This window comes from Enterobacter sp. FUJ80071 (assembly GCF_038739915.1).
In the GTDB taxonomy this organism is placed as follows: Bacteria; Pseudomonadota; Gammaproteobacteria; order Enterobacterales; family Enterobacteriaceae; genus Enterobacter; species Enterobacter kobei.
This window is the reverse complement of the sequence record NZ_JBBXKH010000003.1, coordinates 1-25,392: the sequence shown is the minus strand read 5'-3', so window position 1 is coordinate 25,392 and position 25,392 is coordinate 1. Positions and strand designations below refer to the sequence as shown.

Genomic DNA, 25,392 nt, shown 5'->3' with positions numbered 1-25,392 from the left:
CGTTCATAATATTACTTCACTGTAAAGGTGTAATTACCGGTAATAGGGTGCGTATCTGAAGAAACCGCGCGCCAGTCAACACGATAAGTGCCAGCGGGTAAAGGCTCTCGCGGAATAATGACCATCGATTTAGGGTCAGCGCCTGGCGCCACTTTTGCCGCGACCGGCATCGGAGAATGTGATGACATGCCTTTCATACCCGTCATCGTTAATTTTGCACCTGAGAATTTCACGGTCAGATTTTCCGAGAAATTAAGCTGAATCTTTTCCGGGGCCGCTACGGCTGAATCAGCCTGTGGCACAGAGCTTTTTAATTCCGGATGGGCCATAGCAGAGAAAGCAACGCCCATAACGAGGCCACCTGTAAGAATGGCTTTATTTAAAATCGACATTTTATTTACCTGTTTAGTTGAGTGTTTTATATCAGTGCGTTAAAACCAGATTCTGGCTCCCGCCAGGAATACTACCTGATGGTCTTTCTCACCTTCTCTTTTCGCCATATCGGATGTTTTCCCGTAAAGTTGATTCCAGGAAACGCCTATATAGGGTGCAAACTCACGGCGTATTTCATAGCGCAGCCGGAGCCCCAGCTCTGTGTCAGTCAGTCCCCTGCCGCGACCCCGCGATTCATCATCCTGACTGTAGAAATTCACCTCATAGGATGGCTGGAGTATGAGCCGGTTAGTCAGTAAAACGTCGTATTCTCCTCCCAGACGAAGGGCTGCTTTTCCGCCATTACTGACAAAACCCGTAATTTCAGACTCAAAATTATAGAGTGCCAGCCCCTGAAAACCGACAGCAGCCCAGGTCCGGGCAGAAGCAGATCTGAAATCCTGCCTGACACCCGCAACCAAATCCCACCATGGGCCAACCGCATGTCCCCAGAGTAACTGCGCTTCAGCCGCCTCCGTTTCCCCATTGCTTCGTTCACCTTCACTCTTTAGCCAAATCCGATCTGTGTCGCCTCCAATCCAGCTGTTAACACTCCAGCTGAAATTGTTGGTGTTATCCGACCGTTGCCATTCCAGTTGATCCAGCAGAACCAGATAATTAATCGCACTGTCGTGAATCGCATGCCCCTGTAAATTGCCGAATGCAGCCTTCCGGTCGGCATCGGTAACAGGCGGAATTGGCGTTCTGCTCTCAGTTACAATGGGCTCCATTGACGTCATCTCAGTGAAATTCTCATCTGCTGGCATCTGCATGGCAGACATGTCGTGCCCGGCGTGGGGATCTGCAGAGACGGAGCCCGCCGCAATAGAAAGCTGTGAGGTAAACAAACCGGCGACCAGAACAGGTATGGCCTTCAAATTTCTCTTCATTCGCATCATTCCTCCACCCGGACTTCACGAAACATTCCCATTTCCATGTGATAGAGCAAATGGCAGTGATACGCCCAGCGGCCAAGCGCATCTGCTGTCACTCTGTAACTGCGTTTTGTACCAGGGGGAACATCTATTGTGTGTTTACGAACCATGAAATTACCGTTTTCATCTTCCAGATCGCTCCACATACCATGCAGGTGAATGGGGTGAGTCATCATGGTATCGTTGATCAGCGTGATCCTGAGCCGCTCACCGTATTTCAGCAGCACCGGTGCGGCATCTGAAAACTTGATTCCGTTAAATGACCAGGCAAACTTTTCCATGTGGCCGGTTAAATGCAGTTCTATGGTACGGCCAGGTTCACGTCCGTCAGGATCCTCAAAGCGGCTTTTCAAATCCGCGTACGTGAGAACCTTTCTTCCGTTATTTCGAAGACCAATACCCGGATCATTTAATTTCGGAGAGACGCTCATCGCCTGCATATCAACCAGTGGGTTATCCGTTTCTGACGCAGGATGACTTTGCATACCCGGCATTCCGGCCATCCGGGAATGATCCATACCGGCCATGCTGCTGTGATCCATGGGCGCGGAGGATGTCCCGCTATCCGGAAGGTCAGCACCGTCCATAGACATCATCTCTCCGCTGTTATCCATGCCTCCCATCTGGCTGTGGTCCATTCCTGCCATATCATGTCCCATTCCCCCCATACCCATATCTTCCATGGTCAACAGAGGACGGGGATCGAGGGGGGGAACGGCAGCACTTAACCCCTCTCTCGTGGCCAGTGTCCCTCGAGCGTAACCGGTCCTGTCCATGGATTGTGCGAAGATGGTATAGGCCTCACCCTGAGGCTCCACAATGACATCATAGGTTTCGGCAACGGCAATCCTGAATTCGTCAACGGTAACCGGGTTTACATACTGGCCATCTGCAGCCACGACCGTCATTTTCAGCCCGGGGATACGGATATCGAAATAGGTCATTGCCGAGCCGTTGATAAACCGTAAGCGTATCTTTTCACCGGGACGGAACAGTCCGGTCCAGTTTTTCAGCGGGGCCTGCCCGTTCATGAGATAGGTGTAGGTGTAGCCACTGACATCCGCGAGGTCAGTCGGATTCATTTTCATTTCAGCCCACATTTTCCGATCGGCAATGGTGGCTGACAGCCCCCTGGTATTCACGTCGCGGAAAAAAGAGCCAACGGTTGGTTTATTGAAATTGTAGTAATCCGACTGTTTTTTTAATTTTTTCAGCAGGCTGTGAGGATTTTCATCGGTCCAGTCAGACAACATGACCACATGCTCACGATCGTAAGCAAACGGTTCTGGCTCCCTGGCATCGATGATAATGGCACCGTATACCCCCTCCTGTTCCTGCAGACCGGAATGGCTGTGGTACCAGTAAGTCCCGTTCTGCTTAACCTTAAAGGTGTAAACGTAGGTATCATCAGGCTCTATGCCCATAAAACTCAGCCCCGGAACACCATCCATATTGGCCGGAAGAATAATGCCGTGCCAGTGAATGGACGTCTGTTCATTAAGACGGTTTTTGACCTTCAGGGTAATGGTGTCACCTTCTTTCCAGCGAAGAACGGGCCCCGGCAGGCCTCCATTGATTGTTTTGGCCTGACGCTCACTGCCCGTGATATTGACGGCCGTTTCACCAATGGTCAGGTCAAACTGAGTACCCTGCAGGGATGCGGCAACTGGCAGGCTCAGACTGGAACGCGCATTGAAACTCCATACGCCAAGACTTCCGGCTACGCCAGAGAGGGTTAACCCCTTCAGGAAAGTTCGTCGAGACGTTTTCAACAGCATGCGCATTCCCTTATTTAAAGTATGGTTACTGACAGAATTCGAGAACCGATTTAAATTAAATTACTGGTTCATCCACTTACAATGAAATGAATCTAGCACACCTTAAGAAACAAATTCATTACAATCGTGTAATGTACGTGGCTGTATTACATTTACGTCATCTTCCCCACAGGTTGATTTTTTTATATATGATCATAAGGACATCTTTTATGTACCTCAGAAGGTAATTACACATGAATATATTAATCACGACCACTGCGTTTACAGCTTTATTTTGTGGGGCAGCTTTTGCTCAGTCCAGTGATATTGCCCATGAAGCACATCGATTTGTTAATAATGCCTCAGCCGTCAGTCATGTGAACTCCTCGACGCATGAAAACTTACCGGACAGGGTTAATAAAAACAACACGCCCTCATTCTCTGAAATGAATGAACATGAAAGGGCCATTGTTGCTCATTCATTTATGAACAACAGCGCGTCCTATGCGCATCAGAAAATGATTGAGGAACATAAAAAAATGCTGTCCGGCAGTGATGCAAATTCAAAGACCTCGTCTTCTTCTTTTAACGAACTGAATGCCGGAGAAAAAGCCGCTCTCGTGCATGAGCAGGTCAATAATGCCGGTGCGGAAGCACATCAGACGCAGGCAAGAAAGCTTCGCGGGCTGTATTCGACCAGGTAACTGCAGGCGGGTTAGTGCTTAGCGTCAGGTGCGCAGCAGGGCTTTACTGACGGGTTACGTAGCAGGACATGAGCCCCATATTGCTCTGCCGTAACCTGTTTCAGTCCCGTTAATCATCACCGTCGGGCTGGTCATACAGTTCCCAGAGCTTCAGGAGCAAACGGGAAACAAGATATGTTACAAAAATGACGACCATCAACGGTGCTCCCGATTAACTGACAGATGACACGCCTCCTGAAAACCCCTAGCATACGCCGCAGTGTTCATGCTAACGGCGAATTCCAGTAAATGTATTCTACCGATGTCGTAAAAGAAAATGCCTACCTTTCAGCCACCCGCTCGGGGCTGGAATCGAACGAGATCGCTACTCTTCAGCGCTCCCTGCCTTCCCGGTTTAATCTGCGGCATTTGAAAAAAAATGAATCATTAAAACTCGTACTGCAAAAGAAAGCGGGAAAATCACGTGTCGTGGCCTATAAATTTACGTCCGGTTCATTTAATTACACGGCGTATCGTATATCAGATAAAAAGTTCTATAACCTTTCCGATACTTCCGGGAAAGGCAGTCTCGATTATCCGTTACCGGCCACAGCAAGACTCAGTTCGCCTTTCAATCCTGCAAGACTTAACCCGGTATCGGGAAAAGTGAGTCCCCATAATGGCATTGATTATTCCATGCCCATGAACACGAAAATAGTCAGCGTCATCGACGGAAAAATCACCCGGGCCGAATACAACAGTACCATGGGATATTTTGTTGAAGTAACGGGAAAAGCCGGTGTTAAAACTCGCTATCTCCACCTCAATAAAATACTCGTTACTAAAGGGGCCAGGGTTACCCGGGGAGACGCTATTGCGTTATCCGGTAACAGCGGACGTTCATCCGGTCCTCATCTGCATTACGAGCTGGTCATCAATAACAATCCTGTTAACTCACTGGCGTTCCGGGCAGCGGCACCCGCTGATAACAAACTTGAACAGCATGCCTTTGCGCATGCCAGAGACTACGAACGATACCTGGACTGATAACGGGGCCGCGACGCGGCCCCGTCTGCCGGATTAATTTTTTTTATCGTTTTCACTTCCTTGATGTTGATGATCTCCATGCCCTCCGTGGCCGTGGAAAAGATGCATTAGCGGGCAGACCAGCAATAACAGATATGGCCAGTAACCTGCCACATGTGACCAGTGTTCGCGCAGGAGGGCAAATGCCGCAATCGCGGCGACAGCAATAAGTGCATAGGTGGTACTTTTCATACCGGACTCCTTCTGTTAGTAACAGACCCTTCATTCAGGGTTATTTCCCGAGCCTGACACTTTTCAGACGCAACGCATTTGCAATGACGCTAACGGAGGAAAGGGCCATAGCCGCCGCCGCAATAACTGGCGACAGCAGTATTCCATACACAGGATAAAGCAGACCTGCAGCTACAGGCACCCCAAGAGCATTGTAGATAAACGCAAAAAACAGATTCTGCCGGATATTTTTCATGGTGATTTCTGACAGATGACGGGCCCTGTTGAGTATCATCAAATCGCCTTTGAGAAGGGTAACGCCAGCACTTTCTATTGCCACATCTGTACCCGTTCCCATGGCTATACCCACGTCAGCCGCTGCCAGCGCCGGGGCATCATTCACACCGTCTCCGGCCATCGCAACCACATGGCCAGACGCTTTCAGTCGGGTTATCACTGCTTTTTTGCCATCCGGCAGAATCCCGGCTTCAACCTCATCTATTCCCAGTTTCCGTGCGACTGCTTCAGCAGTAAGCTGGTTATCCCCGGTGAGCATAACAATGCGGATCCCCGCCTGACGCAAAGCTTTAAGCGCATCCGGCGTGGTTGCTTTCACGGGATCCGAGATAGCTATCAGGCCTGCGAGGTTCCCGTCTGTGGCCACATAGATAACGGTAGCGCCTTCCATCCGCAACGTATCCGCAACGGCCTTTTGATTATCAATAACGATACTGTTTTCCTGCATAGCCAGTTCATTACCAATAACAACCCGTTGACCTTCGACATCGCCTGAGACACCTTTCCCCGACGGGGCATTGAAATTACTGACGGCAGGTATCACGATCCCCTTTTCATGCGCGGCTCTGACAACAGCCATACCCAACGGATGCTGCGAACCTTTTTCCACTGCAGCTGTTACACGTAAAAGAGATATTTCCCCACCCGGACTGAGACTGATAATCCCTGTCACCGTAGGCGAACCTTCCGTGAGCGTGCCTGTTTTGTCGACAACCAGCGTGTCCACTTTTTCAAGACGCTCAAGGGCTTCGGCATTCTTGATTAACACCCCGGCCTGGGCGCCTTTGCCCACCCCCACCATTATCGACATCGGCGTGGCCAGTCCCAGCGCGCAGGGACAGGCAATAATCAGGACCGACACAGCCGCAATGAGACCGTGCGCCATCCTGGGCTCGGGCCCCCAGACAGACCAGATCAAGAAAGCAACAACCGCGATAAGTATCACCAGAGGAACAAACCAGCCTGAAACGCTGTCTGCCATTCTCTGGATGGGGGCACGCGAACGCTGTGCATCAGCGACCATCTGAACAATTCGTGAGAGCATCGTTTCATCACCGACTTTCTCTGCACGGATGATAAGACTACCTGTCTGATTAATCGTCCCCCCAATGACAGGGTCACCCTTCGTTTTGGTAACCGGCATAGACTCCCCGGTCACCATCGATTCATCAACGGTTGTTTTGCCTTCGATCACGATACCGTCGACCGGAATACTCTCTCCAGGTCTGATGCGGAGCTTATCGCCAGGCAGGACATCTTCCGCATTAATATCCGTTTCATGACCGTCATGATCCAGCCGTCTGGCGGTTTTGGGGGCAAGGTTCAGAAGCGCAGTAATGGCGCCTGAGGTTTGTTCCCGTGCCCGCAGCTCAAGAACCTGTCCCAGCAGAACAAGCACCGTAATAACTGCTGCGGCTTCAAAATAAACGGCCACCAGGCCATCCATGTTTCTGAACGATGCAGGAAACCAGGAGGGGAAGACGGTTGCAATGACGCTGTAAACCCAGGCTACGCCGGTCCCCATTGCAACAAGGGTAAACATATTCAGGGAGCGGTTACGTAACGACATTCCGGCCCGGGCGAAGAATGGCCAGCCACACCACAACACGACAGGGGAGGCCAGAAGCAACTGCAGCCATGTGTTGTACTGTGGCGGTACTGTATTCCTCAAGTCGGGAAACAGATGAGATCCCATTTCGAGTACCAGAACCGGAAACGCCAGCAACAACCCCAGCCAGAAGCGTCTTGTCATGTCGTGAAGTTCATCACTCGGCCCCGTGGATGCCGTAGCTACGAGCGGCTCCAGTGCCATTCCACAGACAGGACAGCTTCCGGGACCACTGCGGCGTATCTCCGGGTGCATCGGACATGTCCACACACCTTCAGAATTCTCTTTTTCCGCCTGGTTGTGAGGCTGTTTTATCTGATCAGGGCTGACTTCGTGATGATCGTGGTGATGGTGATGGGAATGTTCACTGGCATCTTCGGTAAGATAACGATCGGGATGGGCTTTAAATTTACTCTCACAGCTGGCGGAGCAGAAATAAAGTTGGTGGTCCTGGTATCGAATGCTGCTGTGCGCCCTGTCGGGCAGGATGGCCATCCCGCACACGGGATCTCTCACCTTATGCAATACGTGGCCCTCGTCCGGGGATAATGTCTGCTCAGAAGCAGTCTGGTTGTTGTGTTGCACTGCATTGTCATTTTTCACAGTAACTCTCCTTATGCATACCGAAGCATCTTCTGTCTTCAGGGTATGTCATGGATGCGATTACCACGAATATCGCCGGCACAGGAGTGCCTGCTACCGGCGTCCCGTTATCAGCCGTTCCGCTGACTATTCGATTCGCTGGAAGACTTTTTTACTTCCATCCGGTGAGAATGCGATAACATCGTAAGCCTCTTTTCGGGCTCCCATCTCCATTCCAGGACTTCCTGCTGGCATACCGGGGGTGGCGAGACCGTATATACCCGAACCAGACTGCATTGCCTTATGTATCGTTGTCGCAGGCACATGGCCTTCAATGATCAAATTACCGGCAACCGCGGTATGACAACTTCGTAGTCCTGCAGGAATAGCATGCTTTTCTTTCAGGGCTGACAGCGCCTGATCATTCATGACGTGAGTTCGTACTTCAAACCCGTCTTTTTCCATCGCTTTGCCCCACAGGGAACAACAGCCACAGTTTTCAGATTTGTACATATCAATCACTTTTTCACTCGCCATCGCGGGTAGTGAAAGGCCGAGAGCCAGCGCCATTAGAACCACTTTTTTCATACTCACCTCTGTATATTATCGATATAAACCCTGACGTCAGGGTGAATCAGTAAAGAAGGACACCCACAGGGGGTGCCCTTTCAGGTTCAGGACACGCTTTTTTTATGTCTGCGCAGCCAGATTAATTTGTAGGCGGCAGGAATAATGAACAGGGACAGCAGCGGAGCCGTGATCATCCCACCAATCATTGGCGCAGCAATACGGCTCATGACTTCTGAACCTGCGCCGGTTCCCCAGAGTATTGGCAGCAGACCCGCAATGATCACCGCCACGGTCATGGCTTTCGGCCGGACACGCAGTACGGCACCATGATAGAGGGCTTCATCAAGACCTTCCGGTGTGAACGTCTCTTTACGGGACAATTCCGGGTGCGCTTCAATGGCATGACGCAGATACATCAGCATGACCACGCCAAACTCTGCTGCCACCCCGGCCAGGGCGATAAACCCGGTTCCGGTCGCCACTGACATATGGAAGCCCTGCCAGTACAGGAACCATATTCCGCCAACCAGGGCGAACGGCAGGCTCATCAGGATCAGCAGGGCTTCGTCAACCCGGCGGAATGCCAGATACAACAGGATGAAAATGATCATCACCGTCATCGGCACCATCAGCTTCAGTTTCTTGTTGGCATGCTCAAGCAGTTCAAACTGTCCGGAGAATGCCACACTGGTTCCCGGTCTCAGTTTCACTTTCTCGCTGATGGCCGTCTTAATGTCGTTAACCACCGACACCATGTCCCTGCCGCGGGCATCAACATAAATCCAGCTGGCTGGCCGGGCATTTTCCGTTTTCAGCATAGTCGGCCCTGAAACGACCTTAATATCCGCGACATCGCCCAGCGTGATCTGCTGCTTCATCGGGGTCAGGATCGGCATCTGTTTCAATGCATTTGGACTGTTCCGGTAATCCTGCGGATAGCGGATATTAATCGGGTAGCGGGCCACGCCTTCAACCGTTTCCCCTACCGTTGCGCCGCCGATGGCTGATGAGACAAACAGCTGCACATCACCGACAGTCATACCGTAACGGGACGCTTTTTCCCGGTTGATATCGATATCGATGTAACGCCCGCCTTCAAGTCGCTCAGCCAGGGCAGACACCACGCCCGGCACGGTTTTGGCTACCGCCTCGATACTCTGCGCAGTCGCATCAATATCGGCCAGAACAGTCCCTGAAACCTTGATACCTATCGGGCTTTTGATCCCGGTTGAAAGCATATCAATACGGTTACGGATTGGCGGAACCCACAGGTTTGCCAGACCCGGTAAACGGACGGTCTTGTCGAGTTCTTCAATTATCTTGTCAATCGTCATACCTGGACGCCACTGATCCTCAGGTTTGAGCTGGATCGTGGTTTCCACCATTTCAAGCGGTGCGGAATCCGTTGCGGTCTCTGCTTTACCGGTCTTGCCAAATACAGAGGCCACTTCAGGAACGCTTTTGATTAACTTGTCCGTCGTCTGCAGGAGTGCTGCAGCTTCTGCCGGAGAGACGCCAGGCAATGTTGACGGCATATACAGCAGGTCGCCCTCATTGATCTTCGGCAGAAACTCCCCACCCACCTGACTCAGTGGCCAGATAACGGTGAAAATGGACAAGGCCGCAACCAGCAGGGTTGTTTTTGGCCAGTGGAGGACCCGCAGCAGCAATGGATGATACGCTTTGATCAGCACCCGGTTCAGGGGGTTACTGGTCTCGGCAGGAATTTCTCCCCGGATCCAGAATCCCATCAGGATCGGAATGACAATGATGGCCAGCGCGGCCGCTCCTGCCATGGAGTACGTTTTCGTGAATGCCAGCGGGCCAAACAGACGTCCTTCCTGACCTTCCAGGGTAAAGATAGGAATAAAGGACAGGGTGATGATCAGCAGGCTGATAAACAGTGCGGGTCCCACTTCCACGGAGGCGTCGGTAATCACCTTCCAGCGGGTAGCGTTGTCAATCTGCTCACCCGGATGCTGATGATCCCATTCCTCAAGCCGTTTATGCGCATTCTCAATCATCACAATGGCGGCATCCACCATCGCACCGACGGCAATGGCTATCCCTCCCAGCGACATGATATTGGCGTTCAGTCCCTGGAAGTGCATGACGATAAAGGCGATACACAGACCAAGCGGCAGAGAGATAATCGCCACCAGGGCAGAACGTACGTGCCACAGGAACAGGGCACAGACGATGGCCACCACGATAAACTCTTCGAGAAGTTTGGAACTGAGATTATCAATCGCCCGATCGATTAACTGGCTGCGATCGTAGGTGGTCACGATTTCAACGCCTTCCGGCAGACTGGCCTTCAGTGTCTCCAGTTTATCCCTCACTGCTGTGATTACATCACGCGCGTTTTTACCCGACCGCAGTATCACCACGCCGCCTGCGACTTCCCCCTGGCCGTTCAGTTCGGCAATACCACGCCGCATTTCAGGCCCGGTCTGCACGCGGGCAACATCCCGCAAATAAACCGGCACGCCATTCTCGCCTGTTTTCAGGACGATGTTATTAAAATCATCAATGCTCTGCAGATAGCCGCTGGCGCGGACCATATACTCAGCTTCGGCTATTTCAACGGATGAACCACCGGCCTCCTGGTTAGATGATTCAAGAGCCTGTTTCACTTCGGGCAGGCTGATCCCATACTGGGACAGTTTTACCGGATTGACCTGAATCTGGTACTGCTTCACCACGCCACCAACCGAGGCTACCTCAGCCACGTTCGGGATGGTCTTCAGTTCAAATTTCAGGAACCAGTCCTGCAAAGAACGCAGTTCTGAAAGGTCGTGTTTTCCGCTGCGATCGACCAGGGCATATTCAAATATCCAGCCCACTCCCGTGGCGTCCGGACCGATTTCAGAGCTCACACCCGCAGGCAGTTTGCCCTGAACCTGGTTCAGGTATTCCAGCACGCGCGAACGGGCCCAGTACAGATCGGTCCCGTCTTCAAAAATGACATACACATACGAATCACCGAACTGTGAAAATCCACGCACGGTTTTTGCGCCAGGTACGGACAGCATGGTGGTGGTAAGCGGATAGGTGACCTGGTTTTCTACAATCTGCGGTGCCTGTCCGGGATAGCTGGTTTTAATAATGACCTGTACATCAGACAGGTCAGGCAGCGCATCGACCGGCGTGTTAATTATCGTCCATGTGCCCCAGATGCTGAGAAACAGTGCGCCCATCATGACCAGGAAACGGTTGGCGACAGAGCGCCGGATAATCCATTCAATCATCGTCGTCTCCTCAGTGCCCTGAATGCATATTTACAGGCTGCTCAGACATTGCTGGCATACTGTTTTCTGTTTTTTCAGGGTGGCGCATACGTTCCAGCGCGCCCGTAATATTGGCTTCGGAGTCAATGAGGAACAGGCCACTGACCACCACGGTATCGCCTTCATTCAGGCCGGAGCCAATGCCGGACTGTTGCTGTGATTCATGCAGAACGTGGATCTGTTTCGGCACAAACTTGCCTTCATCATCAACAGTAATCACGCGCTGTTCTTTGCCGGTATCGATAACGGCCTGGCTTGGTATCAGCAGCATCTCCTGGCTTTGGGTATTCAGTTTCAGATAGGCATTCATGCCCGGCTTGAGAAACTCATCCTTATTAGAAACCTGGAGACGGACCTGAAGCGTACGGGTTGTCTGATCCACGCTGGGAAGAATGTTCCATTTTTCGACATGGAATGTTTTATCCGGATAAGCCGGTACCGAAATTTCAAACTGCGACGTATCTTTCAGCAGATAGGCGATAGATTCTGGCACTGCAGCGCTGATCCAGACCGGGTCCATCCCCTGAATCTGAGCCACTACTTTATCTTTCGAAATATTCATTCCGGTGCGCAGGTCAAACGCAGTAATGACACCATCAATAGGTGCTTTAATGGTAAAACGGGTCTGGATTGTGCGGGTTGAACGCAGCCTTTGAATATCCTCTTCCGGCATACCAGCCAGACGAAGTCGCTCCAGAACCCCTTTTATCTGGGTTGACGTACCGCCTGTACCGGATAACAGCAGGAACTCACTTTGTGCCTCAACCCATTCAGGAATGGTGATATCGATAAGCGGAGTGCCTTTCTTCACATGATCGCCAATCGTCAGGGGATACACTTTTTCGACGAAACCGTCAGAACGCGCCTGCACAATGACAAACTGATACTCGTTGTAACTGACATTAGCCGGGATTGTCTGGGAATAATTCAGCATTCCTCGCGTAACTTTTTGCGTTTTTAATCCCAGATTCTGAACCTGGGTTGGATCGATACGGATCCCGCCACTGCTTTTATCGCCACTTTCATCAGCATATTTCGGCACCAGGTCCATATCCATAAAGGGAGATTTTCCGGGTTTATCAAATTTGGTATCCGGTTTCATCGGGTCATACCAGAAAAGTACCTTTCGCTCCGGTGCCTTTTGTTCGGTTTGTACTGTTTTTTGTGATGAGTTTACATACTGCCAGGCAGTAACCGATATCAGCCCCCCTGCTATGAGGCTGCTGATAATTATTGCAGCATATTTTATCTTTAAAGAAGCCATACAATTTCTCGCTGAAAAATCAAAACACCTGGCATATGCGCCCGATCATTCATTCACAGTAATCCCTTAATGAATGTTCAGGCGCACTGGATGTATTCGCTCCGGACTGATAATCAGGATTGCGTAACGTTAATGCTTTTGAGTAAGGAGATATTGCCCTGCTGAATAAACGAGAAATCGACATGGTTGCCGGTTTTCAGGGCATTGATAGCGTCGTCTGCATTAACAAAAGTGAAGCGCATGGTCATTGCAGGCCAGCCCACAGCAGGGATTGCTTCGTGCGAAATGGTAATCTTTTTACTGTTCATATCAATGTCTTTAACGACACCGGTGCCCTTGATAACCTGCTGTACCGAAGCATCACTGGCAGCATTCATATCGCCATGCTGATGTGTTTCAGCATGAAGACCGGCAGAAAACATGACAGAGAAGGCACCAAATAAAACGGCTTTAAGTGAATTACGCATTTTTAATTTCCTGATTAATTAAATAAATTTACTCTACCCAACCGCCACCCAGCGCGGTAAACAGATTAATTTCGTTAACCTGTCGGGAATAGGTAAGATCGAGAATGGTTTGCTGCGTAGCGAAGAGGGAACGTTCTGCATCCAGCACTTCGATGTAACTGACAGCACCACTTGCATATAATCCTCTGGCACGCTGGAGAGTTATCTGAAGTGAATCAAGATAACGCTGCTGTGACTCAAGTTGCTGGCTAAGGCTGTCGCGCAGCGCAAGCGTGTCGGAAACATCCTTAAAGGCTGACTGAATTTTTTGTTCGTAATTAACCACCGATTGTTGCTGGCGAATTTCAGCCAGCTTCAGATTGGCTTTATTCCTGCCAGCATTAAAAATAGGAATTTCAATTTTAGGGATAAAATTCCACATTCCACTTCCTGACGTAAACAGGCTTGACAGCTCCGTACTGCTTGCGGAAAGACCACTGGTCAGGGTAATGGAGGGGAAAAAGGCCGCTCGCGCTGCGCCAATATTGGCATCAGCCGCTTTCAGCTGATATTCCGCTTCCATAATATCCGGTCGCTGCAGCAAAATTTGTGAAGATAGATTTGGTGGCAATTTTACTGGTGCGATCTCCCCGCCTTTCATCCCTTTTTCTGACGGAAGTGCGCGGTACGTTCCCAGCACCAGTTGCAGGGCATTGTTTGCCTGAGCCAGATCGCCTTCTCGTTTGGCTATTTCGGCGCGGGTACTTTCGATTTGTCCTCTCGCCTGTTCAAGTGCCAGAACGTTCGTACTCCCGGTCACGAGCTGTTGCTCAACGAAAGCATAGGACTGTTCATAATTTTTCAGCGTTTCCCGCGCAATACGGAGTTGTTCGTACGCCAGTTGCTGGCTGAAATAGCTCTGTGAAACGTTGGAGACCAGCAGGATGTGTACGGCACGACGGGCTTCTTCGCTGGCAAAGTAGTTCTGGCGATCAGCCTCACTCATGTTCTTAAGTTTGCCAAAAAAATCGAGCTCATAGCTGAGCTCCAGACCCGCGTCGTACTCCTGTGTGGTCGGCTTGTCACCTTTCAGACCACCGTTGTATGTGATCCCGGATGAGGCATTCAGTTGGGGATAACGATCTGCATCCGTGACGTTGAACTGGGCCCGGGCCTCTTCAACCTTCAGGGCAGCCATTCTCAAATCACGGTTATTATTCAGGGCTTCACCGATCAGCCTGCTGACCTGGGGATCGACAAAAAAGTTTCGCCAGCCCGTATCCTGATAGCTGTTTACCGCAGGCGTCAGACTGTTTTTAGACAATGAAAACTGCTGGGGAACCGGAGCTGGCGGACGCTGATATTCAGGTGCCAGAGAAACACAACCAGCCAGGATGAATATGGTACTGATGCTGAGTAATTTTAATTTGAACATAACGCTTCTCGTACAGGCAGACCTGGTAAATGGTTCAAACGAAGTCCAGAGTATTGATAGGGATACTTTACCGAACGCTCTCTGTTTGCCGGGTGACAGGATAATGACAATGTTGTCATTTTTGCTGTAATCCGTTGATAACGATCGTGGGCGCAATAAAATGACATTAGCAGCCAGCCGGGGAGCATGATGAAAATATTAATCGTTGAAGACGAAATTAAAACAGGTGAATATCTCAGCAAGGGGCTGACAGAGGCGGGGTTCGTCGTGGATCACGCTGATAATGGTCTGACCGGATATCATCTTGCCATGACAGCCGAGTATGATTTAGTCATCCTGGATATCATGCTGCCTGATGTAAACGGCTGGGATATCATCCGTATGTTGCGCAGTGCCGGAAAGGGGATGCCGGTATTACTGCTGACGGCCCTTGGCACGATTGAACACAGGGTCAAAGGACTTGAGCTGGGTGCGGACGATTATCTGGTGAAGCCCTTTGCGTTTGCTGAACTGCTCGCCCGGGTAAGAACCCTCCTCAGGCGGGGAAACACGATGATCACGGAAAGCCAGCTTAAAGTGGCTGACCTCTCGGTTGATCTCGTATCCAGAAAAGTCAGCCGCGCCGGGAACCGCATTGTGCTCACCAGTAAAGAGTTCAGCTTGCTGGAATTCTTCATTCGCCATCAGGGAGAAGTTCTTCCCCGCTCCCTGATTGCCTCTCAGGTCTGGGACATGAATTTTGACAGCGACACTAACGCGATTGATGTCGCAGTAAAGCGACTCCGCGCTAAAATAGACAACGATTACGGGACAAAACTGATCCAGACAGTGCGGGGCGTGGGCTACATGCTGGAGATCCCGGATGCATAGCAAACCGTCCAGACGACCTTTCTCACTCGCGCTGCGGCTGACCTTTTTTATCAGCCTGTCCACAATACTGGCGTTTATCGCCTTCACCTGGTTTATGCTGCATTCTGTTGAAAAGCATTTTGCCGAGCAGGATGTCAGCGATCTGCAACAAATCAGCACCACACTGAGCCGTATACTCCAGTCCCCGGCAGATCCGGATGAAAAAAAAGTAAGCAAAATAAAGGAATCAATTGCCAGCTACCGCAACGTTGCCCTTTTGCTCCTCAATCCCAGGGGTGAAGTGCTCTTTAGCTCAGCTCAGGGGGCGGCACTACGCCCGGCAGTGAATTCAGCAGATTTTAGCGAGCACAGCCGCGCACGGGATGTCTTTCTCTGGACGGTGGAGGATCCTGCGGGACCGATGGATACCGGGTCCGAAATGAAGATGGAAACATACAGGATTATCGCCTCCTCTGGTCAGGCGATATTTCAGGGCAAACAGCAGAACTATGTCATGCTGACTGGCCTATCCATTAATTTCCATCTCCATTACCTCGATGCGCTGAAAAAGAACCTGATTGCGATTGCCGTCGTGATAAGCCTGTTGATTGTTCTGATCATTCGAATCGCTGTCCGTCAGGGGCACCTGCCCCTTCGTAATGTCAGCAATGCCATTAAAAACATCACCTCCGAGAATCTTGATGCGCGACTGGAACCGACACGCGTTCCCATTGAGCTGGAGCAACTGGTTATCTCGTTCAATCATATGATTGGAAAGATTGAGGATGTCTTTACCCGCCAGGCCAATTTCTCTGCCGATATCGCGCATGAGATCAGAACGCCCATCACCAATCTGGTGACGCAGACTGAAATCGCACTGAGTCAGGATCGAACACAGAGGGAACTTGAGGATGTCCTCTATTCCAGTCTTGAAGAGTATAACCGGATGACCAAAATGGTCAGCGATATGCTGTTCCTGGCACAGGCAGATAATAATCAGCTGATACCTGACAGGGTCATGTTTGACCTCAGAGCGGAAGTCATGAAAGTCTTCGAGTTTTTCGAAGCCTGGGCCGAAGAACGCAATATCACGCTCAAATTTAACGGGATGCCCTGCCTGGTTGAGGGAGATCCACAAATGTTCAGAAGGGCGATCAATAATCTGTTATCCAATGCCCTGCGTTATACCCCGGAGGGACAGGCAATCACCGTCTCAATAAGAGAGCAGGAGAGCTTTTTTGACCTTGTGATTGAAAATCCGGGGAAACCGATCCCTGAAGAACATTTATCAAGGCTGTTTGACCGTTTTTATCGGGTGGATCCATCCAGACAACGCAAAGGAGAAGGCAGCGGCATCGGCCTTGCGATTGTGAAGTCAATCGTGGAAGCACATCACGGAAGAGTGCAGGTGGAATCAGACGTACGCTCCACGCGTTTTATCTTATCCGTGCCCAGACTGGAGAAAATGATCCCGGAAACCCAATGCTGAAAATAAAGATGTAAATGACAAAGATGTCATTAGCCTGTCATGCAGCAAACAGAAGCCATTCGATATAATTAGTGCAACTTATCAGGAAGGCTGGATTGCTTCATCAATACCCGGCGTCAGAGTACGCCAGGAAATGAATATCCAGCCCTCTTCCGGAGAAATAAACGCTGCCGAACTTGTTTCAGTTATGGAACTGAAAACACCGGTTGTACTTCCCCGGACATCACTAATTCAGAAATGGAGAGTTATCATGAAAAATATCGTATTAGCATCTTTGCTGGGCTTTGGTTTAATTTCATCGGCCTGGGCCACTGAAACCGTGAATATCCATGATCGCGTCAACAATGCACAGGCTCCTGCTCACCAGATGCAGTCTGCTGCGGCTCCTGTCGGGATCCAGGGGACTGCTCCTCGTATGACCGGTATGGACCAGCATGAACAGGCCATTATTGCTCATGAGACCATGACGAACGGCTCGGCGGATGCGCACCAGAAAATGGTGGAAAGTCATCAGAAGATGATGGGAAATAACACGGTATCCACGACCGTCCCGTCAACGTCTTACGCGGCGATGAATGAGCATGAAAGAGCAGCGGTTGCCCATGAATTCATGAATAACGGGCAATCCGGCCCACATCAGGCCATGGCCGAAGCGCACCGCCGCATGATCAATGCAGGCTGAATGCGACGGTAGTATCCGTGCTGTTACCTTTTCCCTGATAGATTTTCCTGAAACAACGTTGCTACATTTTTGCCCCCCGTCAGGGGGCTTTTTTGTCTGACTCAGCTACACTTAACCGGTACCTGTCTGAAAGGAATTATTATATGAAAATCAAAAACACCCTTTTTGTAATATTAATGTTATCCCTGCCAGCCATTTCTGCTGAACATTCGGAAATGAAAATGTCAGATATGCACTCATCGGCATCATCACAGGAATATATGGCTGGCATGAAAAATATGCATGAAAAAATGATGGCCGCCGTTAATGAATCCAATCCCGATAAGGCCTTTGCAAAAGGTATGATCGCACACCATGAAGGGGCAATCGCAATGGCTGAGACCGAGCTCAAATACGGAAAAGATCCCGAAATGAGAAAGCTTGCGCAGGACATCATTAAAGCTCAAAAAGGTGAAATTGAGCAGATGAATAAATGGCTTGACAGTAATAAATAATGAACACTGGAGTGTTGTCTTGCGCACCATCTTAGGGTACCCCCGGACACGAAAATATATAGCACTTAACTAATTAAAAACCCGAATAATTTCGGTTTTTAATGTAACTTTCTTTTCTGAACGGAAATAATAGTCATACAATTTAATTTTCTTGTAATTACTCCTACTTTTAATCAGGTACTGGACGATGGATAACGGCTCCCGCCTGAGAGGGAAAATCCGTCTGGTTACCTGGCGCTATACTTAACCGATTGATCGACATGCCATGCTGGTAAAATATTAAAATCCTCCCCCATAAATCTGAACCACATGACAGGATTGATAGTCAGGCAGTATTTCACATTCATTGCTAAAAAAATAAAAATAAGCATGCATCTTCTCGAAGATTAATTATCTTCCATCTTGTAAAAAAGAATCAAATCCTCTAATAATATCTCGATTCCCGCTTTTTTTAATACATCTTTCCGCTCGGCATATATTTTCCTCAACATATCTTCAAACCCCTTGCCAAGATGAATTTGTTTATGGCAGTTGCAACATAGTGATATGATATTCTCTTCCACATCCAGTGAATTCTCAAAATAGTCTTGCTTTGACATCGGGACAATGTGATGAGGTTCTGTGTAATTTAGAGGAGAGTTTCGCCTTCTGAACGTTGGATGGTCGCAATTAATTTCACATTTATAATCAGCTTTGTTAAGCGCATTTTTTGAAACAGATTTACTTCTTGGGTATGAGAGTCCATTTTTGACTTCTATTGCAGCTTTCTTAGGTTTCGCTTTTTCGCTATACTCAAATGTCTGAGTAACGTCAAAGTGATTACTTTCTTCTAGAGCAGTGATCAAATCATTATCTGAGTAAAAATCAATGCTTGAGCTTTCGTTCGTACTAAAAAAATCTAGTTCTTTTATTGCCTGAACAAGTTCTTCACGGATAGTCCATAAATTTCGCTTTGGGTTTCCTTTAATTTCTCTACTTTTCATGACTGTAATGAATTTTGTCCCGGAAGCAATCTTTCCGACTCCTTTAACCTCGAATCGGCCAAGCTGCTTCTGAACTCTTCCACCCAACCCATTGATTACACCATTAGCACTCATACTGTGCAGGTCGTACTTCTTGCCGATATCGAAACATGTACAGGAATGGTCTGGCTCAATGAACCATTTTTTTAATGCTGCAATACTTTTGTCATCAAAAACTTTTTTATCCCTTAATAAAACCTTCCATTCTTCAACGCTAATATCTATATCACAGACGTATTCACCATCAATTACTTCACATATTTTTTCAATCATGTCCATAACTCTCTTGTAACACAGGCTTTGTAATAATGTAAAATCCGTTACACGGCGTTGTATGTAATGTCATTGTCTCTTGGACTCCTACAGTCCAAAACAACTTTGTGTTTTGTTGTCCAAAAACTTTTTGTTGCCGTGAGTTCTCACTGAGATAAATCTCGCCTTGAGCGTATCACATCAGCAGACTTCCTCTCAACCTTATGGACTTAACCCGGTCATTCTTCACGACAAAGAAAGTACGGCATTTTACATGACGAAGAGACGGTCTCAGCTTCACATGACCGGATAACGTTTTTAATGTACTTCATTATTACGGCACGGGTGTTCAACGAGTATTTTTAAATATTAATCATTTTGTTTAACGGGTGGATACCTACAAATTTTAACATTTACTAGGCTTTGTTGAATAAATCGAACTTTTGCTGAGTTGAAGGATCAGATCACGCATCCTCCCGACAACACAGACCATTCCGTGGCAAAGCAAAAGTTCAGAATCACCAACTGGTCCACCTACAACAAAGCTCTCATCAACCGTGGCTCCCTCACTTTCTGGCTGGATGATGAGGCGATTCAGGCCTGGTATGAGTCGGCAACGCCTTCATCACGAGGAAGGCCCCAGCGCTATTCTGATCTCGCCATCACCACCGTTCTGGTGATTAAACGCGTATTCCGGCTGACCCTGCGGGCTGCGCAGGGTTTTATTGATTCCATTTTTGCCCTGATGAACGTTCCGTTGCGCTGCCCGGATTACACCAGTGTCAGTAAGCGGGCAAAGTCGGTTAATGTCAGTTTCAAAACGTCCACCCGGGGTGAAATCGCACACCTGGTGATTGATTCCACCGGGCTGAAGGTCTTTGGTGAAGGCGAATGGAAAGTCAGAAAGCACGGCAAAGAGCGCCGTCGTATCTGGCGAAAGTTGCATCTTGCTGTTGACAGCAACACACATGAAGTTGTCTGTGCAGACCTGTCGCTGAATAACGTCACGGACTCAGAAGCCTTCCCGGGCCTTATCCGGCAGACTCACAGAAAAATCAGGGCAGCCGCGGCAGACGGGGCTTACGATACCCGGCTCTGTCACGATGAACTGCGCCGCAAAAAAATCAGCGCGCTTATTCCTCCCCGAAAAGGAGCAGGTTACTGGCCCGGTGAGTACGCAGACCGCAACCGTGCCGTTGCTAATCAGCGGCTGAGCGGAAGCAATGCACGGTGGAAATGGACAACGGAATATAACCGTCGCTCGATAGCGGAAACGGCAATGTACAGAATGAAGCAGTTGTTGGGAGATTCACTGACGCTGCGTGACTACGATGGTCAGGTAGCGGAAGCTATGGCCATGGTGCGTGCGTTGAACAGGATGACAAAGGCTGGGATGCCAGAAAGCGTGCGTATTGCCTGAAAATCCAGCCAGCTACAGGGTCGTTCGCACGAAATCTTATTTATTCAACAAAGCCCCCACCGCGCTTATGTTGCACAGAAGGAGCCAATGACACAGAAACTGAGCTTGAAGTTTTCTGAGCATGTACATATACTCCCTGCATAGAGCAACTGACCTGCTCCCCGTTGATTAGTACACCCCGATGTTAGTAATGTCTTCATAAGCCACATGAGGACATCCCCATGAAGAAGCGTTTTTCCGACGAACAGATCATCAGTATTCTCCGCGAAGCCGAAGCTGGGGTACCCGCCCGTGAACTCTGCCGCAAGCATGCCATTTCCGATGCCACGTTTTACACCTGGCGTAAGAAGTATGGCGGTATGGAGGTGCCTGAAGTTAAGCGCCTGAAGTCGCTTGAGGAAGAGAACGCCAGACTCAAGAAGCTGCTTGCCGAAGCCATGCTGGATAAAGAGGCGCTTCAGGTGGCTCTGGGGCGAAAGTACTGACGACAGACCAGAAGCGGGAAGCCGTGATGTTGATGTGTGATGCGACCGGTCTGTCGCAACGTCGTGCCTGCAGGCTTACAGGTTTATCCCTGTCGACTTGCCGCTATGAGGCTCACCGTCCGGCTGCTGATGCGCATTTATCAGGGCGCATCACTGAGCTGGCACTGGAGCGCAGGCGTTTTGGCTACCGTCGTATTTGGCAGTTGCTGCGCCGTGAAGGGCTTCATGTTAATCATAAGCGCGTGTACCGGCTTTATCACCTCAGTGGCCTGGGCGTAAAACGCAGAAGACGTCGTAAAGGGCTGGCAACAGAACGTCTGCCGCTGCTCCGTCCGGCGGCGCCCAATCTGACCTGGTCGATGGATTTCGTCATGGACGCACTTTCCACCGGTCGCAGGATCAAGTGTCTTACCTGCGTCGATGATTTCACAAAGGAATGCCTGACGGTCACTGTTGCCTTTGGGATTTCAGGCGTTCAGGTCACGCGTATTCTGGACAGCATTGCACTGTTTCGAGGCTATCCGGCGACGATAAGAACTGACCAGGGGCCGGAGTTCACTTGCCGTGCACTGGATCAATGGGCCTTTGAGCATGGTGTTGAGTTGCGCTTAATCCAGCCGGGCAAGCCAACGCAGAACGGATTTATTGAGAGCTTTAACGGACGATTTCGCGATGAATGTTTGAATGAGCACTGGTTCAGCGATATCGTTCATGCCAGGAAAATTATTAATGACTGGCGGCAGGATTATAACGAATGCCGCCCGCACTCCACGCTGAATTATCAGACACCGTCTGAATTTGCAGCGGGCTGGAGAAAGGGTCATTCTGAGAATGAAGATTCCGACGTTACTAACTGAGTGTTGTATCTAATCGTGGGGGCAGGTCAGGTTACCGCCAAACGAATCAGAAAACCGATACTGGAAAAACTCTAACGCGGTGGCCAGTTTTTGTTGACCACTTCAGACGCTAAATTTTTTCCTTCTGGCGAACCAACAAACAGCCCGTTTATAGATAGATTCAGCTGACGACAAAAGGATTAACCCCTGAAATTGCACTGGATTGTCACCTGAAGATGTGCAGGACAAGCCAGATTACTCTGACAAGGGATACCATCGTAATTTAGCAAAAACACCTAAGACCTAAACGACAGCTAAGTACATAGTGCCGGACGGATCATGATTTTTTATTTAACTTACGGACTTCATTTTTCAGCAAATATCTTTTCTCTTCTGTTGTAAACTTATGAAAGCGTTACGCGAAATCCCGCAAGGTTACAGGGGTGTACCAGGCCGGAAATCGCGTAGCGCTCTCTTCTCTTCTTTTTCCTGCCTAACATGTACATCCTGGCATTACTCCAATTCTCCCAAAAACCGTAAAACAGCCATCAACCCGCGTCATTACTGGCTTCATGGAGGATCTGAGCAGAAAAACGATCCTTTACGTATTTGGTTTTACCCGCAATAATGCGGGATAAGACAACAAAAGGATCCGCGCGCTGCGATTTATTGTCATGGCAGGATCGGCCCGTCAGGTGCAAAATACCTGTATCCATAAACAGTGCGTGCGCTACGTGAAAAATAACTCATGAACAGCATCATTCCCTTGCAGAATTCACCAGAACGCGTCTCCCTGCTGCCGATCGCCCCGGGCGTTGATTTTGCGACCGCGGTGGCACTCCGGCGGATGGCCACCTCAACAGGTGCCACGCCGGCTTACCTCCTGGCGCCGGAAGTGAGCGCCCTCCTCTGGTATATGCCTGACCAGCGTCACCACATGTTGTTCGCCACCATGTGGAATACCGGGATCCGTATCGGTGAAGCCCGGACGCTCACCCCGGAATCGTTCGGCCTGGATGGTCTGCGCCCTTTTGTTCGGGTGCTGTCGGAAAAAGTGCGGGCACGTCGTGGCCGGCCGCCAAAAGATGAAGTGCGTCTGGTACCGCTGACGGATGCCAGTTTTGTACGTCAGATGGAAAGCTGGATGGTCACCACCCGCCCCCGCCGGCGTGAGCCGTTATGGCCCGTCACGGATGAGACAATGCGCAACTGGCTGAAACAGGCGGTGAAGCGGGCTGAAGCTGACGGCGTGCATTTTTCGATCCCCGTGACGCCGCATACTTTCCGTCACAGCTATATTATGCACATGCTTTATCACCGGCAGCCCAGGAAGGTCATCCAGGCACTGGCCGGGCATAAGGATCCGCGCTCGATGGAAGTCTATACCCGGGTATTTGCGCTGGACATGGCTGCCACCCTGGCCGTTCCCTTTACCGGTGATGGGCGAGATGCCGCGGAGATCCTTCGCTCCCTGCCCCCGGCCGGCTTAGATTGTCGGGCAGGCGGCCGGAGCTTTTGCCGCTACGTGAAAGGGACTGGCTCCGGCCCCGGGTGAGGCAGAGGCAATCCCTTCAAAGTCCCTCAACGTGCCGGCCGAAGAAGCGTGACGCTTATCCGGTATGACCCGGACATCATTTCCGTCCGAATCTGGTCTCATTCCACATCCCGTGCCCCCTCCCCTTCTTATTGCTCCATGACATCATCCGTATTAAGGAGGCCCCGTCCTCAGGTGACCAGCAGGCATTTTCATCTCGCAGACAATAAAACTTACTGTGATCCGGATATCAGCAGGAGTCCTGCGCGAGCAGATTACAGGGAATATACCTGAGGGATCTTTCTAACCCGGCAAGCCTGGTCGTTATTCAGTACGAACATATAGTCAGTGACTGCGTCCCGGGGCGGTTCTGACAGCCATGGGATTTCTCTTTACGATTGCAGGCGGGCCGCGGGTACGACAGGATTAGCGAACTTCGGAGGACTGGTTTTAGCGGCAATACGGGGATCAATGCTTTGCTGAGCAGTTTCATTCAGTGCGGACCGGGGATGTACTCAAATATTGACTGTGGGATGCAGTCATATGGAGATTACTCAGCAGGCCGGGTAACATTCCCGTCAAACTTACATACCGCAGTCAATATAAGCATATACTGGCCAGAAATAACATACTGCAGTCAATATTGTCAGTTATTCACATGCAGGAAAGAGTGCGAATATTGACTGTGGTATGCGTGATGCATATCACAGTCAATAACTAATCGCTTATGCATACGGCAGTCATGGTAATGCGTATCGCAGTCAATTTTCCGCCTTCATCGCCGAGAGCGCTTCAGCAAGTTTCTGAGGATCGATGCCTGCAGCCTTCAGTGCCTTAATGACTTCGTCATAATTCTGCTCCGGCGCCTTCTCCTCTTCCTCCCTGCGCGGTATCTTCACCGTCCCGCTGATGAGTTTGGGATTGCGATAATGCACACTGAAGTAAGTCGCCCGGCCACGTTTAAACTCGGTGTAATCCAGATAGCCGATATCCCGCAGCTGCTCCATCGCCTTTCGGACCGTGTGGTTCTGCGTATAGACATTTGAGGTGAGATTCAGCCTGTCCCGCATACGTTTCATGGAGATAGGCGCGGGATTCTGGGGAAGGCTCTCGATGTAGGTATACAGTGCCTGGGCCGATTCCTTCCGCTGCAGGGCGTCAATCGCTTTCAGCCGAAGCAGTACCCGCCTGTCCATGTGGTAAAGCTCAAAGAGCTTGGGTTCAGCCTTGATCTCCACGATATCCTCGTTGATGTCATAATAGGCTGACTGCACCAGATGGGTGGTCCATCCTTTGGTCTCGCTCTGGAATTTCAGGGTAACCGAGGCGAGTTTAAACAGGGAATTACTGATGCGATAGCGCATTTTCTTGTTTGAGCGCCGGGAGTCAAATCCACACATCTTAACGAATTCAACGAACGACAGTTCCAGGGTGTCACTTTTTACCCCATATTCTGACATGGAGCGAATGATCCCGAGCCAGACTTTAAAATCCGTGTCCATATCAAGACGCGAACCGGTGATCTTAACGTCGGTGTACCCTTCGCTTTTAGCAATGGACAACTGTACAAGCTCCTCAGTGGCATCTGTGACGTTTTTCCGGTTTGCCTTACTCCTGGAGGTTGATTTCAGGGTTGGAACGAAGAGACCGAGCCTCATGAGCGCTACCGGCTGCACTGTACTGGTACTGTTGACATCCAGCTTAACAACTTCACCGGTTGTCTTGTCCACTTCCTGAAGATTGAGAGGTAAGCTGTTATTTTCGCTCGTCAT

At 50.0% G+C, this 25,392-nt stretch carries 21 protein-coding genes and 1 pseudogene; 9 read left to right on the top strand and 13 right to left on the bottom strand.

The features are described from left to right. Positions 1 to 11: 11 nt before the first annotated feature. The 3 genes from pcoC to pcoA are packed head-to-tail and all read right to left on the bottom strand — an operon-like array spanning position 12 to position 3,145. Complete coding sequence (gene pcoC / locus AAER43_RS24995) at positions 12 to 392, bottom strand: copper resistance system metallochaperone PcoC (RefSeq protein WP_000025662.1); 381 nt, start codon at positions 390 to 392, stop codon at positions 12 to 14. A 39-nt stretch (positions 393 to 431) separates the two neighbouring features. After that, positions 432 to 1,322 carry a copper resistance outer membrane transporter PcoB gene (gene pcoB / locus AAER43_RS24990; protein WP_074463541.1) on the bottom strand — a complete coding sequence of 297 codons (891 nt, stop codon included), beginning with the start codon at positions 1,320 to 1,322 and terminating at the stop codon, positions 432 to 434. A gap of 5 nt (positions 1,323 to 1,327) precedes the next feature. After that, positions 1,328 to 3,145, bottom strand: coding sequence for a multicopper oxidase PcoA (pcoA, locus tag AAER43_RS24985; protein ID WP_000925242.1), 1,818 nt, complete (start codon positions 3,143 to 3,145; stop codon positions 1,328 to 1,330). A 233-nt stretch (positions 3,146 to 3,378) separates the two neighbouring features. Between pcoA and AAER43_RS24980 the strand changes: the two genes are divergently transcribed. Beyond that, positions 3,379 to 3,828, top strand: a complete 450-nt coding sequence (locus tag AAER43_RS24980) for a copper resistance protein (protein WP_001023257.1) — start codon at positions 3,379 to 3,381, stop codon at positions 3,826 to 3,828. A 288-nt stretch (positions 3,829 to 4,116) separates the two neighbouring features. After that, a complete protein-coding gene (locus AAER43_RS24975) occupies positions 4,117 to 4,854 on the top strand; it encodes a peptidoglycan DD-metalloendopeptidase family protein (RefSeq protein WP_004118669.1) in 738 nt (245 codons plus the stop codon). Positions 4,855 to 4,887: 33 nt separating this feature from the next. On the opposite strand, the gene AAER43_RS24970 is transcribed toward AAER43_RS24975, so the two are convergent. The 7 genes from AAER43_RS24970 to silC form a co-directional block, all read right to left on the bottom strand. Further along, complete coding sequence (locus tag AAER43_RS24970) at positions 4,888 to 5,085, bottom strand: DUF2933 domain-containing protein (protein ID WP_000843497.1); 198 nt, start codon at positions 5,083 to 5,085, stop codon at positions 4,888 to 4,890. A 40-nt stretch (positions 5,086 to 5,125) separates the two neighbouring features. Next, positions 5,126 to 7,573: an Ag(+)-translocating P-type ATPase SilP gene (silP, locus tag AAER43_RS24965; protein ID WP_004098955.1), complete on the bottom strand. Its 2,448-nt coding sequence runs from the start codon at positions 7,571 to 7,573 to the stop codon at positions 5,126 to 5,128. Positions 7,574 to 7,699: 126 nt separating this feature from the next. Beyond that, positions 7,700 to 8,140 (bottom strand): DUF411 domain-containing protein, encoded by a 441-nt coding sequence (locus tag AAER43_RS24960; RefSeq protein ID WP_000758228.1) that lies wholly within the window; start codon positions 8,138 to 8,140, stop codon positions 7,700 to 7,702. An 86-nt stretch (positions 8,141 to 8,226) separates the two neighbouring features. Next, on the bottom strand, positions 8,227 to 11,373 hold the full coding sequence (gene silA / locus AAER43_RS24955; RefSeq protein WP_342702038.1) for a Cu(+)/Ag(+) efflux RND transporter permease subunit SilA: 3,147 nt from the start codon (positions 11,371 to 11,373) through the stop codon (positions 8,227 to 8,229). A 10-nt stretch (positions 11,374 to 11,383) separates the two neighbouring features. After that, entirely contained in the window at positions 11,384 to 12,676 is a 1,293-nt protein-coding gene (silB, locus tag AAER43_RS24950; RefSeq protein WP_023602553.1) for a Cu(+)/Ag(+) efflux RND transporter periplasmic adaptor subunit SilB, read from the bottom strand. 113 nt (positions 12,677 to 12,789) lie between these two features. After that, positions 12,790 to 13,143 (bottom strand): cation efflux system protein CusF, encoded by a 354-nt coding sequence (gene cusF / locus AAER43_RS24945; RefSeq protein WP_001246153.1) that lies wholly within the window; start codon positions 13,141 to 13,143, stop codon positions 12,790 to 12,792. Between the two features lie 28 nt (positions 13,144 to 13,171). Next, a complete protein-coding gene (gene silC, locus AAER43_RS24940; protein WP_000475512.1) occupies positions 13,172 to 14,557 on the bottom strand; it encodes a Cu(+)/Ag(+) efflux RND transporter outer membrane channel SilC in 1,386 nt (461 codons plus the stop codon). 189 nt (positions 14,558 to 14,746) lie between these two features. On the opposite strand from silC, the gene silR reads away from it, so the two are divergent. The 4 genes from silR (at position 14,747) to AAER43_RS24920 (ending at position 18,071) form a co-directional block, all read left to right on the top strand. Beyond that, the gene (gene silR, locus AAER43_RS24935; RefSeq protein WP_001572351.1) at positions 14,747 to 15,427 is read left to right on the top strand and encodes a copper/silver response regulator transcription factor SilR; all 681 of its coding nucleotides are present in this window, start codon (positions 14,747 to 14,749) and stop codon (positions 15,425 to 15,427) included. Next, a complete protein-coding gene (gene silS / locus AAER43_RS24930; protein WP_003032875.1) occupies positions 15,420 to 16,895 on the top strand; it encodes a copper/silver sensor histidine kinase SilS in 1,476 nt (491 codons plus the stop codon). The genes silR and silS overlap by 8 nt, the downstream gene beginning before the upstream one ends. A 250-nt stretch (positions 16,896 to 17,145) precedes the next feature. Beyond that, positions 17,146 to 17,577 (top strand): silver-binding protein SilE, encoded by a 432-nt coding sequence (silE, locus tag AAER43_RS24925; protein WP_000790483.1) that lies wholly within the window; start codon positions 17,146 to 17,148, stop codon positions 17,575 to 17,577. Positions 17,578 to 17,720: 143 nt separating this feature from the next. After that, positions 17,721 to 18,071 (top strand): DUF305 domain-containing protein, encoded by a 351-nt coding sequence (locus AAER43_RS24920; protein ID WP_003032889.1) that lies wholly within the window; start codon positions 17,721 to 17,723, stop codon positions 18,069 to 18,071. Positions 18,072 to 18,457: 386 nt separating this feature from the next. On the opposite strand, the gene AAER43_RS24915 is transcribed toward AAER43_RS24920, so the two are convergent. Further along, entirely contained in the window at positions 18,458 to 19,366 is a 909-nt protein-coding gene (locus AAER43_RS24915; RefSeq protein ID WP_057058090.1) for an HNH endonuclease, read from the bottom strand. A 430-nt stretch (positions 19,367 to 19,796) separates the two neighbouring features. Here AAER43_RS24915 and AAER43_RS24910 point away from each other — a divergent pair, with 430 nt between their 5' ends. Further along, positions 19,797 to 20,765: an IS5 family transposase gene (locus AAER43_RS24910; RefSeq protein ID WP_000654811.1), complete on the top strand. Its 969-nt coding sequence runs from the start codon at positions 19,797 to 19,799 to the stop codon at positions 20,763 to 20,765. A 36-nt stretch (positions 20,766 to 20,801) separates the two neighbouring features. Here the strand turns inward: AAER43_RS24910 and tap are convergent, their stop codons facing one another. Next, positions 20,802 to 20,888, bottom strand: a complete 87-nt coding sequence (tap, locus tag AAER43_RS24905) for a RepA leader peptide Tap (RefSeq protein WP_057058211.1) — start codon at positions 20,886 to 20,888, stop codon at positions 20,802 to 20,804. Positions 20,889 to 20,986: 98 nt separating this feature from the next. Between tap and AAER43_RS24900 the strand changes: the two genes are divergently transcribed. Further along, a protein-coding gene (locus AAER43_RS24900; protein ID WP_087451024.1) for an IS3-like element ISSen4 family transposase occupies positions 20,987 to 22,107 on the top strand; the annotation gives its coding sequence in 2 pieces (ribosomal slippage) (positions 20,987 to 21,245 and positions 21,245 to 22,107; 1,122 coding nt in all). Positions 22,108 to 22,834: 727 nt separating this feature from the next. Next, a pseudogene (locus AAER43_RS24895) lies at positions 22,835 to 23,566 on the top strand (tyrosine-type recombinase/integrase); the annotation flags it as partial. 815 nt (positions 23,567 to 24,381) lie between these two features. Here AAER43_RS24895 and AAER43_RS24890 read toward each other — a convergent pair. After that, positions 24,382 to 25,392: RepB family plasmid replication initiator protein (locus tag AAER43_RS24890; RefSeq protein ID WP_069683705.1), on the bottom strand; the 1,011-nt coding region annotated here is incomplete at its 5' end.